This window comes from Castellaniella sp. (assembly GCF_049671645.1).
Taxonomy (GTDB): Bacteria; Pseudomonadota; Gammaproteobacteria; order Burkholderiales; family Burkholderiaceae_B; genus Castellaniella.
In genome coordinates this window covers 1-15506 of record NZ_JBATVG010000018.1, presented here as the reverse complement: position 1 = coordinate 15506, position 15506 = coordinate 1, and the positions used below count along the sequence as shown (strand labels likewise).

At 65.3% G+C, this 15506-nt stretch carries 13 protein-coding genes; 7 read left to right on the top strand and 6 right to left on the bottom strand.

Features of this window, described 5'->3' with window-relative positions; translation table 11 throughout:
* Positions 1 to 148: 148 nt before the first annotated feature.
* From WBG56_RS08390 to WBG56_RS08365, 6 genes are all read right to left on the bottom strand, one after another.
* Positions 149 to 1195 (bottom strand): ABC transporter ATP-binding protein, encoded by a 1047-nt coding sequence (locus tag WBG56_RS08390; RefSeq protein ID WP_424267195.1) that lies wholly within the window; start codon positions 1193 to 1195, stop codon positions 149 to 151.
* Positions 1185 to 2735: an ABC transporter permease gene (locus WBG56_RS08385; protein WP_424267193.1), complete on the bottom strand. Its 1551-nt coding sequence runs from the start codon at positions 2733 to 2735 to the stop codon at positions 1185 to 1187. Before WBG56_RS08385 ends, WBG56_RS08390 begins: the two co-directional genes overlap by 11 nt.
* A complete protein-coding gene (locus tag WBG56_RS08380; protein WP_424267191.1) occupies positions 2732 to 3763 on the bottom strand; it encodes an extracellular solute-binding protein in 1032 nt (343 codons plus the stop codon). The genes WBG56_RS08385 and WBG56_RS08380 overlap by 4 nt, the downstream gene beginning before the upstream one ends.
* Before the next feature lie 146 nt (positions 3764 to 3909).
* Positions 3910 to 5196, bottom strand: a complete 1287-nt coding sequence (locus tag WBG56_RS08375; RefSeq protein ID WP_424267189.1) for an NAD(P)/FAD-dependent oxidoreductase — start codon at positions 5194 to 5196, stop codon at positions 3910 to 3912.
* Positions 5197 to 5221: 25 nt separating this feature from the next.
* Complete coding sequence (locus WBG56_RS08370; protein ID WP_424267187.1) at positions 5222 to 6148, bottom strand: 2-hydroxyacid dehydrogenase; 927 nt, start codon at positions 6146 to 6148, stop codon at positions 5222 to 5224.
* Positions 6145 to 6867: a GntR family transcriptional regulator gene (locus tag WBG56_RS08365; protein ID WP_424267185.1), complete on the bottom strand. Its 723-nt coding sequence runs from the start codon at positions 6865 to 6867 to the stop codon at positions 6145 to 6147. Before WBG56_RS08365 ends, WBG56_RS08370 begins: the two co-directional genes overlap by 4 nt.
* 250 nt (positions 6868 to 7117) lie before the next feature.
* Here WBG56_RS08365 and WBG56_RS08360 point away from each other — a divergent pair, with 250 nt between their 5' ends.
* The 7 genes from WBG56_RS08360 to WBG56_RS08330 all read left to right on the top strand — a co-directional run.
* The gene (locus tag WBG56_RS08360; protein WP_424267183.1) at positions 7118 to 8731 is read left to right on the top strand and encodes an ABC transporter substrate-binding protein; all 1614 of its coding nucleotides are present in this window, start codon (positions 7118 to 7120) and stop codon (positions 8729 to 8731) included.
* An 83-nt stretch (positions 8732 to 8814) separates the two neighbouring features.
* Complete coding sequence (locus WBG56_RS08355) at positions 8815 to 9759, top strand: ABC transporter permease (protein ID WP_424267181.1); 945 nt, start codon at positions 8815 to 8817, stop codon at positions 9757 to 9759.
* A 42-nt stretch (positions 9760 to 9801) separates the two neighbouring features.
* Entirely contained in the window at positions 9802 to 10668 is an 867-nt protein-coding gene (locus tag WBG56_RS08350; protein ID WP_424267179.1) for an ABC transporter permease, read from the top strand.
* Complete coding sequence (locus WBG56_RS08345; protein WP_424267177.1) at positions 10665 to 12320, top strand: ABC transporter ATP-binding protein; 1656 nt, start codon at positions 10665 to 10667, stop codon at positions 12318 to 12320. The genes WBG56_RS08350 and WBG56_RS08345 overlap by 4 nt, the downstream gene beginning before the upstream one ends.
* Positions 12313 to 13929 (top strand): FAD-dependent oxidoreductase, encoded by a 1617-nt coding sequence (locus WBG56_RS08340; RefSeq protein WP_424267175.1) that lies wholly within the window; start codon positions 12313 to 12315, stop codon positions 13927 to 13929. The genes WBG56_RS08345 and WBG56_RS08340 overlap by 8 nt, the downstream gene beginning before the upstream one ends.
* Positions 13930 to 13939: 10 nt before the next feature.
* Positions 13940 to 15250: an NAD(P)/FAD-dependent oxidoreductase gene (locus WBG56_RS08335; protein WP_424267173.1), complete on the top strand. Its 1311-nt coding sequence runs from the start codon at positions 13940 to 13942 to the stop codon at positions 15248 to 15250.
* 7 nt (positions 15251 to 15257) lie between these two features.
* The coding region (locus tag WBG56_RS08330) for an FAD-binding oxidoreductase (protein WP_424267171.1) at positions 15258 to 15506 on the top strand (249 nt) is incomplete at its 3' end.

Sequence of the window (15506 nt, the reverse complement as noted above, 5' to 3'; positions counted from 1 at the left end):
GTGTATTGCCAGTTCGGGAGGGCTGCGTAGGGAACTGTGGCGTGGCGTTCACAAATTGCAATTAATTTTTCGACCAGTCATCCTGCGGTCGGCACGCGCCGGCATGAGGAGGGCGCGTCTGCGATGTCCGGCGCTTGCGCGCCCGCCATCACGATTCCGGGTAGGCCATGCAGGCTCCCAGCACTTGCAAATAGCCCTGGGCGTCCAAGGGCGGGGCCGACAGCGATGGCATACGCAGGTCCAGGCAGAGGTCGCTCAAGTCCACCCCGATCAGCGTGTGATCGCCGCGGAAGGACCGATAGCCGGCCCGGGCCGGAATGCCGCCGCCCCCGGCGGACCATTGCACCTGCTCGGGCCGCACCAGAATGCTGGCCGGGCCGGTGGGGCAGGGGCTGTCCGGGTGCCGCGCGATCCGGCCCAGGGCGCACGAGACCGTCCCGTCATCGTGGCAGCGGCCCGGCAGGAAAATGGTCGATCCGGTCAGCCGGGCGACGGCGGGGCTGGCCGGTTGCCAGTACACCTGTTCGGGGCGGGCGCATTGCATGATCCGGCCCGCCTGCATGACCGCCAACTGGTCGGAGACGGCAAAGGCCTCGCCGGGGTCGTGCGTGACCAGGACCGTGGTGGTGCCGGTCTGCCGCAGCACGCGCGCGACTTCTTCGCACATGCTTCGACGCAGGTCCAGGTCCAGGGCATTGAAGGGCTCGTCCAGCAGCACCAGCGAGGGCCCCGGCGCCAGCGCGCGGGCCAGGGCCACCCGCTGCTGCTGGCCGCCGGACAGTTCGTGCGGGTAGCGTCGGCCCAGTCCGGACAGGCCGGTCAGGGCCAGCACTTCCTCCACACGTTGGCGGCGGCCCGCCTGGCGCGGCAGGCCGAAGCGGATATTGCCTTCCACCGTCAGGTGGGGAAACAGCGTTCCTTCCTGAGGCACGTAGCCGATTCCCCTGCGTTCGGGCGGGACGAAGACCTTGGGCGAGGCCATGGTGCGTGTTCCGAAGGCGATCTGCCCCTCGTCCAGCGGATCGAAGCCGGCGATCAGGCGCAGCAGGGTGGTCTTGCCGCAGCCCGAAGGCCCCAGCAGGGCCAGTACGGACCCTTGGGGAATGATCAGGTCAATGCCGGCAAGCACTTCGGTCGCGCCGAAATGCTTGCGGATCCGGTTGAGGGTGACCGGGTTTCCGGTATCAGTGTCCATGGTGCAGCATCCGGCGGGTGAAGACCCAGACTGGCAGGATCGAGACGATCACCAGCAGGGCGGCGAAGGGGGCGGCCGCCGCGTATTCCGCGTCGGCCGTGTAGGTCCAGACCTCGGTGGCCAGGGTGACCGTGCCCGTGGGCGCCAGCATCAGCGTGGCGGTCAGTTCGCGCACGATCTCCAGCATCATCAGGGCCAGGGCGGCGCCGATGCCCGGCGCGATATTGGGCAGGATGACCGTCAGGAACACATGAAAGGGGCGCCGCCCCAGGCTGCGGGCAATGGACTCGATCTGCGGCGGCACCAGTTCGATCGAGGCGCGCAGCGAGGACTGGGCCAGCGGCAGGAACAGGATGGCGTAGGCGATCAGCAGGACGGTGACGCCCTGGTACAGGGCCGGCGCCAGCCGGATCGACAGAAAGACCAGGGCCAGGGCCACTACTACGCCGGGCAGGCCGTGGACGATGTAGGGCAGGCGTTCGGCAATCTGCGCCAGTCGACCCCGGTGCCGTGCCGCCAGCAGCACCAGCGGGATGGCCAGCAGGCTGGTCAGCACCGCGCCGGAGCCGGCCAGGGCCAGGGTGCCCTGGATGGCGGGCAGGATCTGTTCATAGCCGCGCCCGGCGGACCGGCCTTCCAGCAGCCAGTAGGCCAGGGTGGCCAGGGGCACGCCCAGCGACACCAGCCCCAGCAGGCCGAACGCCGCCAGGATGGGCCAGGCGGCGCGGCCCAGGGCGACCGGGTGCGCCTGCCGCGTCGCGCCGCGTCCGACCCGCGCTACGCGGCGCCCCGCCCGCAGCCGCATCTCCGCCCAGGCGGCGGGGATGCACAGCAGCATCAGGACGATGGATTGCATGGCGGCGGAGGCGCTGTCGAACTGCAGTTCGTAGGACTCGAAGATGGCTGTGGTGAAGGTCTGCACGCGCAGCAGGGCCAGGGCGCCGAATTCGGCGAACATGTGGGTCAGCACCAGCAGGGCGCCGCCGCCCAGCGCGGGCAGCAACTGCGGCAGCAGGGCGTGGGTGAAGGCGTGCCAGGGGCCGTGTCCCAGGGAACGGCAGACGTCTTCCAGCCCGGGATCGGTGCCGCGCAGGGCGGCGGCCACCGGCAGATAGACCAGCGGATAGGTGGACAGCGCCAGGATGAAGATGGCGCCGCCCAGGTTCTGGAAAGAGACGTCAATGGAGGCCCATGCGTAGCTGGACACGAAGGCGGGCACGGCCAGGGGCAGGCCGGCGGCCACGCGCCACCAGCGGCGGCCGGGCAGGTCGCTGCGTTCCACGCACCAGGCCACGCCCAGGCCGATCAGGGATGCCAGGACCATGACGCCCGTCGCCAGCGTGACTGTGTTGCCCAGCAATTCCAGGGTGCGGGCGCGAAACAGCTCGGCGGCCGCTCCGGCCAGGCCGGTCTGGGCGGTCCGGAATGCGATATAGATCAGGGGAAGCATGACCAGGCCCACCGGCAGCAGGGCGGACAAGGTCATCCAGGTCGGCGGCATGGCGGGCCGGCGGCCCGCCATGAAACCCGGGCGCGTCACGCCAGGCCGGCCTCGCGGCGCAGCGCAATGGCGTCGGCGGCATCACCCAGGTCGGCCGGGGAGACGTCCGGTGGCATCAACTGGTCGAAAGGCTTCAGGTCGTAGGGTGTTTTCACGCCCGGGCGCAGGGGGTATTCCGCCACCGTGTCGACGACGGCTTCCTGACCTGCCTGGCTGACCATGAAGGCCAGCAGTTTCTGGGCGGCGTCCGCGTGGCGGCTGGTCTTCAGGACCCCGGCGGCGGATACGGTGATCAGGCCGCCCGGATCCTTCGGGCCGGCGTAGTGCAGGCCCGCCTTCATCTTGTCGGCGCCGACTTCGTTGGCGACGATGTACCAGTAGTAGTTGTTGACCAGCGCGGTGGCGATTTCGCCGCGTTCCACGGCCCGCATGGCGGCCATGTTGCCGTTGTAGATACGGCCGAATTCCTTCAGGCCCTTGAGCCAGGCCAGGGCGGCGTCGCGGCCCTTCAGCAGCTTGATGGCGATGATCTGTTCCTGGAAGGCGCCGCTGGTCGGCACGAAACCGACGCGATCCTTCCAGGCTGCCGTGGCCATGTCCATGACGGATGCCGGCAGCTCGGATGCCTGGATCATGCCCTTGTTGTAGACGGTGACGCGGCTGCGGGCGGTGACGCCGGTCCAGGTCTTGTCGCGGGCCGTGTAGCCCGGCAGCACCTGGCTGAGCGTGCTATCGGGCAGCGGGGCCAGCAGGCCTTTTTCCGCCAGGGCGGCAACGGGCGGACTTTCTTCCGCGTAGAACACGTCGGCGGGGGAACGGTCGCCTTCCTCGATGATCTGGTTGGCCAGCTGTGTGCTGCTGCCCTTGCGGATTTCCACCTGGACGCCGGTGGCCTTGGTGAAGGCCGCCACCAGAGCGGTGGTGGTCTTGGCATGCTGGCCGTTGTACAGCACCAGGGTCTGGGGGGCTGCGGCGCGCGCGTTGCGCAGGGCGGGCATGCCCAGCAACGCGCCCGCGCCCAGCACCGCCCCATTGCGCAGGAAATCGCGACGTGAGGAAGTCTTCATGCTCGGGTTCTCGAAAAAGGGTTCGAGAACGATTGTAAGACAAATAAGAATGATTATTCTTACTAGTCCATGAACGAAGCCGTCAGGCGCAGTGCCGTGGCGAAGCCTTCCGAGGCCGCGCCTTGGCCGCACGCGCAGGCGCCGTCTCAGTAGCGCATGGCCCTTTTCATGCGTGCGAGGCTGCAGTGGACGGCCAGGCTGCGCAGCGGTTCCGGGGGGATCCACTGGGGGTTGGAAAACTGTTCCGTGTCTCTCAGCAAGGGGCTGTCGATGCCGGCGATGGCTTCGGCCAGCAGTGTTCCCAATGCCGACATTTTCAGGATGCCGGATGCGTTGCAGGCGGATAGCGCGTAGACATTCGGGGCCACCTTGCCAAAAAGGGGGGCGCCGTTGCGGGTCATGCTCAGCGCGCCTCCCCAGACGTGGTCGAAGAGATGGGTCTTCATGTCCGGATATCGTTCCGCGTACATCGACATCAGCAGGGACCGGATCGCGGCCGGCGAGGTTTCGGTCTTGTACGAAAAACCTGCCCTGAAGAGGAAGCGCCGCGAGCCGAGCTTGCGTGTCGTGGCGCCGAGCCGTTCCACCGGTGTCGCTCCCCAGGCCGGAATCGACCCCAGCTTGCGCATTTCTCCGTCATCCAGCTCGGGCGTCATGCCTGCGTAGGTGTAGACCGTCAGTTGCCGCTGGCCGCCGTAGCCGAAGAAGGGCAATGTGGCGTTGTTGCAGAGGATGACTGTGTCGGCTTTGATCTCGTATGCGCCGGCGCCAAGGGTGTGGGGGGCGCCCCGATGGAGGCGATGGACCGGTGTCCGGGTGTAAAGCTCGACCTGTTCGGGGAGGGATTTCAGGAGCCCCTGGATGAGGTGGGCCGGCTGCACCAGCACGCAGTTCGGAATCCAGACGGCATGGGTGCAGTGGGCCGTGCCGATTTCGGAGCGGGCATCGGCTCCGGAAAGCCTGCGGTAGCCGATCTGCAGGGTGTCCAAGCGGGCGAGCAGGCGCTCCAGTTCCTCGGCGCCTCGTCGTGTGACGGCCGTTTTGTAGTGCCCGATTTCCTGCCAGTCGCAACGGATCTTGTGCGTATCGACGGCCCGCTGGAGCCCGCTCAGGCCCGCTTGCAAAATGGCGGTCTGCCAGCTGGCTTGCGGTCCGTCGCTTCTGGCATCGATTTTCGTCGCGGCCTGGTCGATCATGAAGCCCGAGCTTCTCCCCGCGGCGCCCTCGCCGGCGGGAAGAGCGTCCAGCAGGATGATCTTTTCATGTGGATAGCATTCCGCCAGCCGGCGCGCCGTGGCCGCGCCCGCAAAGCCCGCGCCGACGATGGCGAATCTGGCGCGCTGGTTTGAGGCCAGGGTTTTCTCGGGACAGCGCTCGTCGTTCCTGATCTGGTTCCAGCCGCTTGCGCTGGCGTAATCCGTATACGGCTGCATATGGATCTCCTCGTGCGTCCGGCCGCTAGGACGGCGCGCCGGCCTTCATGACCCGAGCCATCGCATCGACGCCCTGGGACAACAGGCGCAGCATCGCCTGCTGGCTGCTGAAGGCCGCATGCGCCGTCAGGGTGACGTTGTCCAGTCGGGTGAAGGGATGGTCGGGCGGCAGCGGTTCCTGGACGAATACGTCCAGGGCGGCGTGATGGATCTTGCCGCTTTGCAGGGCGTCGACGAGCGCGGTTTCATCGAGAAGCGCGCCTCGCGCCGTGTTGATGAGGATGACGCCCGGCTTGAGCAGGGACAGCCGTTCCTTGTCCAGCATGCCGCGCGTCGTTTCGTTCAGGGCCAGGTGGAGTGAAATGACGTCCGCCGATGCCAGCAGTTCGTCGAGGGCGACCTGTGTGCAGGGGACATCGCCGGGGATCGGGCTGCGGTTCCAGGCGACGACCTCCATGCCGAATGCCGAGGCGATCCGGATGAGTTCGCGGCCGATCCGGCCGGCGCCGATGACGCCCAGCCGTTTGCCGTGCAGTTCGATGCCGATCCGCGTCGCCCATGCGCCCTGGCGGATGTCGCGATCCATGTGGGCAATGTTGCGCGAGGCGCTGAGCATCATGGCGAATGCATGCTCGGCATTGGTGCGGTCGCCGTATCCCTGCAGGGTGATGACCTCGATGCCGTGCTGTTCGCAAGCCTTCAAGTCGATGTAGCTGGATGCCCCCGTGCCGAGGAAGACGATGGTCTTCAGGGCGCTGGATCGGCGCAGCAGGTCGCTATCCATGATCGTGTGGCCGTTGATGATGGCCGACGTGCCGTCCAGGAGCGCGTCGAGCGCCGGACCGTCGGGGTCTCCCACGTTCAGGATCATGCCGGGCGTCCGCTCCAGCAGGGAATGCGCCTGGATGATGGTGTGTCCATAATCGGTGCAGTCTATGTACGCCGTTTTCATAGGGCTTCCCGCAGAAGTGAGGGGGGGGCTTGTCCGTAGGGTTCCTGCTGCAGTCCCAGGTGGAGTCGCACCACGCTGTTCAGGTGATAGCGCATTTCGCCATCGGCCACCGTGCTGTCGCGCCGGTGGAGCGCATTCAGGATGCGGGTGTGTTCCGCGATGACGCCATCGAACCAGGTCGGGGTCGTTTCGGCGCCTTTGCCGTGAATCAGCATGACTTTGTCGTGGACCGACGAGATTTGTCGGAACAGCAGCGGGTTCTGCGCCTTTTCGGCGATCGACAGATGGAATTCCCTGTCGAGGCTGATGAATGAGGCGAGATCGCCGGCGCTCAGGGCGGCGGCTTGTCTTTCGATAATGTCCTGCAGCCCCTTCAGCGCCGCATTCGGGGCCCGTTCGATGAACAGGCGGACGGCCGTGCGTTCCAGCGCGTCGCGGACTTCGAAAATATCCCGGATTTCCCGCACTGTGATGGTCGTGACCTGATAGAAGCGGCCATGCCGTCGGATCAGCCCTTCGCTGAGCAGGATGCGCAACGCCTCCCGGACTGGCGTGCGGCTGACGTTGAAGCGCTGGCCGAGCTCGGATTCCTGCAGCAGGGTGCCTGGCGGCATTTGCTGCATGAGAACGGCGTGTTTCAGGTGGTCGTAGACGCGGTTGCCCAGGGGGGCCGCTGCGTCGTCCGCGTCTTCGTCATGTGTCTCATCCTCGATCATCATCTTTTCCTGTTTGGAATGGACTGCTGGATGGCGTGCGGGAGGGTTTCCGCCAGACTGTCGTGAATGAGTGCTTCCCCATCGGGCACTCATCCATTCGGTATACGTCAATGTTTTTCAGTATACCTAAATCTTGTAATAAGTCACTAAATTCCTATAAATATAGGGTTTATACCAGTTGATGATGGTAGTTAAGATAACGGAGTATACCCAAACACAATTAGAACAGCCCGAACACCTTCGTGGAGACATCATGGACAGCAAGAAAGACCGTAGTGGAACGACCGGATACGCATCAGGGCGAGAGCATGGTGCGACTTCGATGAGCCGACGCGACTTCAGCCGATTGCTTGTCGGCGCAGGGGCGATGCTGGCGTCTAGCGGAATGCCGTTTTCCGCTCTGGCGAGCGATGGGACCGGTCAGCCCAAAAAGGGCGGACGGGTGCGGATCGCCCTCAACTCGCAGGGGGCCAACGATACGTTCGATGGGGCCCGGGCGCTGAATCCCGGAGACTTCCTGCGGAGTACGGCGATATTCAGCTATCTGACCCGCCAGGATGAAAATGGACGGGCGTTGCCTGAACTGGCCGAATCGTTCGAAAGCAGCGCCGACGGCAGGCAATGGACGTTCAAGATCACACGCGGCGTCGTCTATTCCGACGGCTCGCCCTTGAAGATGGAGGACATTGCCTTTTCCATCCTGCGCCATAAGGAGGACCGCGTACTGTCGACGGTCCGGCAGCTGGCTGAGAATTTCAAGAGCGTCCGGGTCGATGGTCCGGATACCGTTGTGCTTGAGCTGCATGAGCCCGATGTCGATATCCCGATCACCCTCAGCACGTTCCCGTTCACGGTGGTCAAGGACCAGACCTACGACTTCCGGCAACCGGTCGGCACAGGGCCGTTTGTCGTCAAGGAATTCGCGCCGGGCGTCCGCACGCTCTGCACCCGCAATCCCAAGTACTGGAAGTCCGGCAGGCCGTACATCGACGAGCTCGAGATATTCCCGATCGTGGATCAGGTGGCGCGCGCCAATGCGCTGTTGTCGGGTGACGTCCAGATGGCGGTGGATATCCGTGGGGCCAGCATCGCGCAGCTACAGCGGTCTTCCGAGGTTCAACCCTTTGTCACCAAGGCGTCGCGCTATACGTCGATCCAGAGCGCGGTGAACATGGCGCCGGGGAACGACGAACATCTGCGTCTGGCGCTGTCTTATCTGATGGACCGGGAGCGCGTCCTGAAAACGGTGCTGCTGGGCAATGGCGTACTGGGCAATGACTATCCCGCGATCGGCGGCAGTCCCTTCAGCAATGACGGGCTTGAGCAGCGCCGGCTGGACCCGGACAAGGCGAAATTCCACCTGGCAAAGAGCGGCGTCGGTCGCGGCCCGGTCCCCGTGCATGTCAGCGAGGCTTCCGCGTTCAGTATCGATATCGGCCAGATTCTTCAGCGCGAGGCCGCCGGCATCGGCCTGAATCTCGACCTGCGCAAGGAACCGGCCACCAGCTACTGGTCGGTCGTCGCCGGGAAACGCCCCTTCTTCGCGATGACGATCAATCCGCGGCCCACCTATAACATCCTGTTGAACATGACCTGGAAGACCGGTGCCGTGTTCAATTTCTCGCACTTCAGCGATGCGCGGCTCGACAGCCTCATCGACACGGCGCGTGTCACGATGGACGAGGCGAAGCGGGCCGATCTCTATCGCGAGATCGATGCCGTCATCTACGGCTCGGGGGCGCTCATCCTGCCGGCCTTTATCAATTATGTCGACGGCCTGTCCAATCGCGTGAAGGGCTTGCGGCCCATTCCCATCGCACCGCTTGGCGGCTGCGAATTCGTGGACAGCATCTGGCTGAGCAGCTAGCGCGCCTTTTGGCGCGCCACCGCAGTGCGCGTGATCCGGGGCGGCCTGCATGGGCCACCCCGATATCTTGGGAGTTGTCGTTCATGATGAAATTCTGGGTCGGCCGCATCGCTCTGGCGGTTCTGGTGATGTGGCTGGTATCCGTCCTGGTGTTCTGGGGCAGCCAGATATTGCCGGGCGATGTCGCTCAACTGGCTCTTGGACAGTATGCGACCCCCGAGGCCGTCGCCACGCTGCGCGACCAGATGGGGCTGAATCAACCCGCCCTCTATCGATATTTCGTGTGGCTGACCGGCATGCTGCATGGGGACTGGGGCGTTTCCCTGGTGACGTCGACTCCCGTGGCCGAGATGCTGTCCGAGCGCGCTGCCAATACGGGGCTACTGGCCATCGTCACGGTCGTGATCGCGGTGCCCCTGGCCATCGGCTTGGGCATGGTGATGAGCTTGGGCGTCGGCCGGTGGATGGATCGATTGGGTTCCGTGGCGGTCCTGGGTCTGGCGGCGGCCCCCGAATTCCTGATTGCAACCATCGCGGTGCTCGTGTTGGCCGTGAAACTGCGCTGGTTGCCGGCCATTTCATACCTGACGCCCGATGCGGGTGTAGCCCAGACCGCCCGCGCCCTGGTCCTGCCCGTCATGACTCTGGTGATCGTCATCAGCGCGCAAATCGCCCGGATGACGCGGGCGATCCTCAGCAATCTGCTGAATCAGCCTTTTGCGGAAATGGCCATGCTGAAGGGAGTGGCCCGCGCCACGATCGTGCGCAAGCACGCCATGATCCTCGCGGTCGGGCCGATCGCCAATGTCGTGGCGCTGAACGTCGCCTACATGGTGAGCGGTGTCGTCGTGGTGGAAACCATCTTTTCGTATCCGGGGTTGGCGCGGCTCATGACCGATGCCGTCCTGTCCCGCGACATGCCTGTCATCCAGGCCTGCGCCATGCTGTTCAGCGCCGTCTACGTGGTTCTGGTCCTGCTCGCCGATGCGCTGGCCAGGGCCTTCGACGTGCGTGGCTTGAGTCGCTGAGGTGGTGGAATCATGCAAAGGTCGATCATGGGGAGGGGACCGATGACCGTTTCTTCAAAGGCCGCCGGAGGGGTGAGGGGCCGCAGGGCCGCCCTCGACAGCCGGTCGGTATTCATGGGGGTCAGCGCGCTGGTGCTCGCCGGGTTCGCGCTGCTGGCGGCGCTGGCGCCCTGGCTGCAGCCGCACGATCTGACGAAATTCATTTCCTATGTGCCTTTCCAGCCGGCCGACGCCCAGGCATGGCTGGGCACGGATGTCCTGGGCCGCGACGTGCTGTCGCGTCTGATTGCCAGCGCCCGGGTCACGCTGTTGATGGGGCTGGGCGCTGCCGTGTTGGCGCATCTGCTCGGGGATACCTTGGGTCTGCTGGCCGCCGTCAGGATGGGGTGGGTGGACGTCGTGTTGTGCCGCGTGGTCGACGTCCTGCTGTCCTTGCCGAAGATTATCGTCGGGATGGTCGCGGTGGCGGCCCTGGGGGCTTCCATCCATGTCCTGGTGCTGGTGACAGGCCTCGTCTATGCCGCCAGTGTCTTTCGCATCGCGCGCGCGCTGGGGATGGATCTGATCCGTCAGGATTTCGTCACGGCTGCCCGAGCCAGGGGGGAAGGAACCCTCTGGATTCTGTTCGGTGAAATCGCGCCGCACGTCGTGTACCCGCTGGCCGCCGATTTCGCCCTGCGTCTCGGGTTTGCCATTTTGTTCATGAGCAGCCTGAGCTTCCTGGGTCTGGGGGTGCAGCCTCCGATGGTGGACTGGGGCGGCATGGTGCGCGAGAACCTCGAGGGATTGGCCATCGGCTCCTATGCGTCCTTGTATGCGGCATTGGCCATTGCGGCCGTGTCCGTGGCCCTGAACTTGCTGGTGGATGCCAGTCATGAAAGGAATGCGCTGACGGAGTTGCAGAAATGAACCGGGAACCCTTGCTGCAGGTCCGGGACCTGGCGATCGAACGGGACCAGGACGGCCGCTTCACGCTGGACCGTGTTTCCATCGCGGTCCAGGAAGGCGAGGTGTTGGCGCTGATCGGCGAGTCCGGTTCCGGGAAGACGACGCTGGCGCTCAGCGCCCTGGGATGGGTCCGTCCGGGCCTGGCTGTCAGCCATGGCGCAGTCCATTTCGGCGGTGTGGACATGCTGGCCGCCGATGGGAAAACCTTGCGTGGCATGCGTGGCCATGACGTCGCCTACATTGCGCAAAGCGCCGCCCAATCATTCAACCCGAGATTGCGGCTGAGTGATCAGGTGATCGAACCCGCGCTGGTCCGCAAGCGGATGTCGCGCCAGGATGCGCTGGCGCGCGCGCAGTCGCTGTATGTGGCGCTCGGGTTGCCGGACCCCCAGCGCATCGGGACCCGCTATCCGCATCAGGTGTCCGGCGGGCAGTTGCAGCGTTTCATGATTGCCATGGCGCTCCTGCTCCAGCCCCGGCTGGTCGTCTGCGACGAGCCGACGAGCGCCCTGGATGTCACGACACAGGTCGGCGTATTGCGGGCGCTGAAGGCCGTGATCCGGGATAACGGGACGGCCGCGCTGTTTGTCAGCCATGATTTGTCCGTGGTGGCGCAGATCGCGGACCGGATCGCGGTGATGCGGGGAGGCGCACTGGTCGAGTCGGGCGCCACGGCGGACATTCTCGAGCGTCCTCGCGAGGCCTATACCCGCCAATTGCTGGCGGCGTGCCGCCGTTGGCCCGCCAGCCGTCCTCGTCAAGCGGAGCGCGCCGGCGAAGACGCGCCCGCGTATCTGCAGGTCCGCGGCATCCGGGCGTCCTATGCGCGCCAGGACGCCACTGGCGCACCGGCCCAGCCTGCGCTGGACGATGTGTCCCTGACGGTCGGGCGGGGCCGCATCCTGGCGGTCATCGGAGAGTCCGGCTCCGGCAAGAGCACGTTGGCCCGGGTCATCGCTGGCCTGCATCCGCCCTCTTCGGGCGAGCTGGTCGTCGAAGGCGAGACGCTGGCGCCCGCCCTCGAAGCGCGCACCCGCCGCCAACTGCAGCGTATTCAACTGGTGTTCCAGTCGGCGGACACGGCCCTGAACTCGCAGCACACCGTCGGCCGGATTCTCGGGCGGGCGCTGAGTTTCTTTGGCCATGCGGACAGGGCCGGGCGGCAACGGCGCATCGAGGAATTGCTGGGCATGGTCAAGCTGCCGAAACACTATGTGGACAGGAAGCCCGGCCAGATGTCCGGCGGGGAAAAGCAGCGGGTCAATCTTGCCCGCGCGCTGGCGGCCGAACCCGATGTGCTGCTGTGCGACGAGATCACGTCCGCGCTGGATACGGTCGTGGCAGGCTCCATCGTGAAATTGGTGGAGGAGCTGCGGGACCGTCTGAATCTGGCCATCATTTTCATCAGCCACGATATGGCGACCGTGTCCGCACTGGCCAATGATGTGCTGGTGTTGCGCAATGGCCGGGTCGTCGAAGAAGGATCGGTCGACCAGGTGCTCTCGCGCCCGGTCGATTCATATACCCGGCTGTTGCTGGATTCCGTCCCGGAATTGCGGCAAGGCTGGCTCGAAGATGTCACAGCCGTGCGAAGCGAGGTGGCAAGTGCTTGAGAAACAACTGTCGAAGGTGGATGGCCAGTGCTTTGATGTGGTGGTCGTGGGCGGCGGAGCCGCAGGCGCCAGCGCCGCGCAGAACCTCATCGCCCAGGGCTACAAAGTGCTGCTGGTGGAGAAGGGCGACTTTGCCAGCGGAACCAGCAGCCGTTCCAGCCGCCTGCTCTATTGCGGTCTGGCGCACCTGTCGCCCGATCATCCGGTCTGGCAGTTCGCCCTGAGGCCGGGCGACCTGATGCGCCGCCTGCATATGGCGCGCCTGGCCATGAAGAGCCGGACCCAATTGGTCACGACCATGCCCGAACGGCTCAGCAAGCATGATTTCCTGTTTCCCGTTTACCGGGGAGGGCAATATCCGGGCTGGAAAGTCGATCTGGGTTTCCGGCTGCTGGAACTGCTCGGCTGCTCCGATGTGCGCCTGGATTACCGCCGCTTCCCTGCGCGTGACGCGGCGCGGCGCTATGGCATGGCCAAGTACCTGGCGGACAATCCCGAGCTTGAAAGCGTCGGCGCGTATACGGAATATCAATACCATTGGGCCGAGCGCATCTGCCTGGATACGATCCTGGACGCCGAGGACATGGGGGCCGTGGTGCTGAATTACGCCAGGGCGAGCCACTTGCAGTTGCAGGCGGACCGCTCGTGGAAGATCGACCTGGAGGACAGCCTCGACGCCTCGGTCCGGGCCAGCGTGTACGGGCGCATGCTCGTCAATACGGCGGGGCCCTGGGTCGATCGCGTCCTGGCGCTGTCCGGAACGCCGCCGGATAAAAAGCACCTCATCGGCATCAAGGGCGTGAACCTGATGGTCAAGCTGCCTCCTGAGTGCCGGGGGCAGGGGCTGGAAACGATCAGCAGCATCGGCCAGCCGTATTACTGCATGCCGTGGGGGGATCATCATTTCCTGGGGCCCACGGATACGGTGTTCGAGGGGGATCCCGGCGACGCGAGAGTCACGGCCGAGGAGGTCGAGTACGTCCTGCGGGAAGCCAATCATCTTTTCCCTTCCATCGGCCTGAGCGAAAAAGACATCGTGCATCGCTGGTGCGGCATCCGGCCCAGAACCGCCGCGCAGGGGGAAAAGGACATCGTGAAGCTGCTGAGCATCCATGAACTCGAGCCCGAGGGCTTTCCCAACGCGATTGCCGTGACCGGCATGCCCATCATGAATCACCGGTATGCCGGGGAAAAAATTGCGGAACGCGTAGGCCGCACCCTGCAGCCCAGCCAGCCGGGAAAGCGGCTGTCTCATGCGGCAAGACTGTTCCCGGCCCCTTCGCAGCCGGCCCCCCTGGCCGATGCCTATCCTGCCGTGGACATGAGCCACTTGAGCCATGCCGCCCGCCGCGAGCACGTGCGCGAACTGGCCGATCTGATGTTCCGCCGCGTGGGCCTTGGGTGGGAGCCCTCCATGGGATTGGATGTCGTGCGTCGGGTCGCCGGGGCGATCGCCCCGGAGATGGGATGGTCGGAAGCGCAGACGGCCGACCAGGTCCGGCGCTACGAATCGTTCGTGCAAGACAATTTCGGCCCGGTCCGCGCCGGAGCCGGAGCGAAAGAGGCAGCCATGGCCGCCACAGGCACGGATTTCCACAGTCAACGGTAGAGCCACGCATATGTCGTCATCCAGCCAATTGTTTCATCCGGACTTCGTCGTCGAGCCTTATTGGTGGAGCGAGACTCCCCCGGTCCTCGAGCGCAATCCCTTGCCGGCCGCAGTGGACGTCGCCATCGTGGGCAGCGGGTATTGCGGCCTTGCCGCCGGGCTCGAGCTGGCGCGCGGCGGCCTGAAGGTCGCAGTGCTGGATGCGGGCCGTATCGGGGAAGGCGCCAGTACGCGCAATGGGGGGATGGTCAGCGGCGGCCTGAAGGTTCCGATGGCGATGAGGGCGACGCTGGGTGAGGAGCGGTTCTCGGCCATGGTGCGGGACTCCGTGGCTTCCTATACCGAGTTCGAGGCGTTTCTTGCGCGGGAAGGCATCGACGCGCACTATGAGCGCTGCGGCCGCTTCACCGCGGCCCACTCGCCCGGCGCCTATCGCAGACAGGAAGCGCAGCTCCCCGTCTTGCGCGACCTGATGGGCCTGACGGCCCGCATGGTCCCGGAATCGCGCCAGCATGAGGAAATCGGCAGCGACTTTTATCATGGCGGCATGGTGGTCGAGGAAAGCGGGGGGCTGGATCCTGCCCGCTATCATCGGGCGCTGCGGCAAAAATTCCAGGATGCCGGCGGCAGCCTGCATGGCATGACCGGGGTGACTGCGATCCGGCGCGCATCCGGCGGATATGTGCTGGAGACATCCTCCGGCCCGCTGCGGGCGGAGACCGTCTTCGTCGCCACGAACGGCTATAGCGGCGGCGCCTGGCCGTTCCTGCGCAAACGGCTGATTCCGATCACCAGCTTCGTCATCGCCACGGAGCCCCTGCCCGAAGGCCTGGCCGCCGAGATCAATCCCAAGGCCCGCATGCTGGTGGATACGAAACGGATTCTGTACTGGTACCGGCTGACTCCGGATCGGCGCCGCATCATCTTTGGCGGGCGGGCGAAGTTCCGGGATGTGGATGAGCGTGATTCGGCATGCAATCTGCATGCCTTCATGAGTCGCATCTGGCCTCAGGTCCGGGGCGTGCGCATCACCCATGCGTGGAAGGGCAATGTCGCTTTCACCTTTGATCACCTGCCCCATATGGGGCGGCAGGATGATGTGTATTACGCGGGCGGATGCCAGGGCGCGGGGGTTGCCATGTCGACTTATCTGGGACGCAGGACGGCCCTGAAGATACTGGGGGCGGGAGGTGAGCCGTGCGGCTTCGATGGCCTGCCGTTTCCGTCGCACCCCCTGTATCACGGCAAGCCCTGGTTTCTGCCGATCGTGGGCAACTATTACAAGACGCTCGATTCCCTTGAACGTTATACCGGCTGGTAAGGGCTGTATGGACACTCTGGATGCTTTGCGGGCGGCGGTTGGCGCATCGCACGTTCTGACCGGGCCGGATGCCCGGTCCTACGAGATCGATTGGCGCGAACGCTATCGGGGCCGGGCCCTGGCCGTGGTGCGGCCGGGCAGCACGGACGAAGTCGCGGCGGTCATGCGCTATTGCGCCCAGGCCGGGGTGCCGGTGATTCCCCAGGGGGGCAATACGGGCCTGTGCGGCGGGGCGACGCCCGACGATTCCGGCGGC

Excerpts from the sequence above, each read along its gene's own strand:
- WBG56_RS08390 (WP_424267195.1), bottom strand. The coding sequence starts at position 1,195 with ATGGACACTGATACCGGAAACCCGGTCACCCTCAACCGGATCCGCAAG.
- WBG56_RS08380 (WP_424267191.1), bottom strand. The coding sequence starts at position 3,763 with ATGAAGACTTCCTCACGTCGCGATTTCCTGCGCAATGGGGCGGTGCTG.
- WBG56_RS08375 (WP_424267189.1), bottom strand. The coding sequence starts at position 5,196 with ATGCAGCCGTATACGGATTACGCCAGCGCAAGCGGCTGGAACCAGATC.
- WBG56_RS08370 (WP_424267187.1), bottom strand. The coding sequence starts at position 6,148 with ATGAAAACGGCGTACATAGACTGCACCGATTATGGACACACCATCATC.
- WBG56_RS08365 (WP_424267185.1), bottom strand. The coding sequence starts at position 6,867 with ATGATGATCGAGGATGAGACACATGACGAAGACGCGGACGACGCAGCG.
- WBG56_RS08360 (WP_424267183.1), top strand. The coding sequence starts at position 7,118 with ATGGACAGCAAGAAAGACCGTAGTGGAACGACCGGATACGCATCAGGG.
- WBG56_RS08355 (WP_424267181.1), top strand. The coding sequence starts at position 8,815 with ATGATGAAATTCTGGGTCGGCCGCATCGCTCTGGCGGTTCTGGTGATG.
- WBG56_RS08350 (WP_424267179.1), top strand. The coding sequence starts at position 9,802 with ATGACCGTTTCTTCAAAGGCCGCCGGAGGGGTGAGGGGCCGCAGGGCC.
- WBG56_RS08345 (WP_424267177.1), top strand. The coding sequence starts at position 10,665 with ATGAACCGGGAACCCTTGCTGCAGGTCCGGGACCTGGCGATCGAACGG.
- WBG56_RS08335 (WP_424267173.1), top strand. The coding sequence starts at position 13,940 with ATGTCGTCATCCAGCCAATTGTTTCATCCGGACTTCGTCGTCGAGCCT.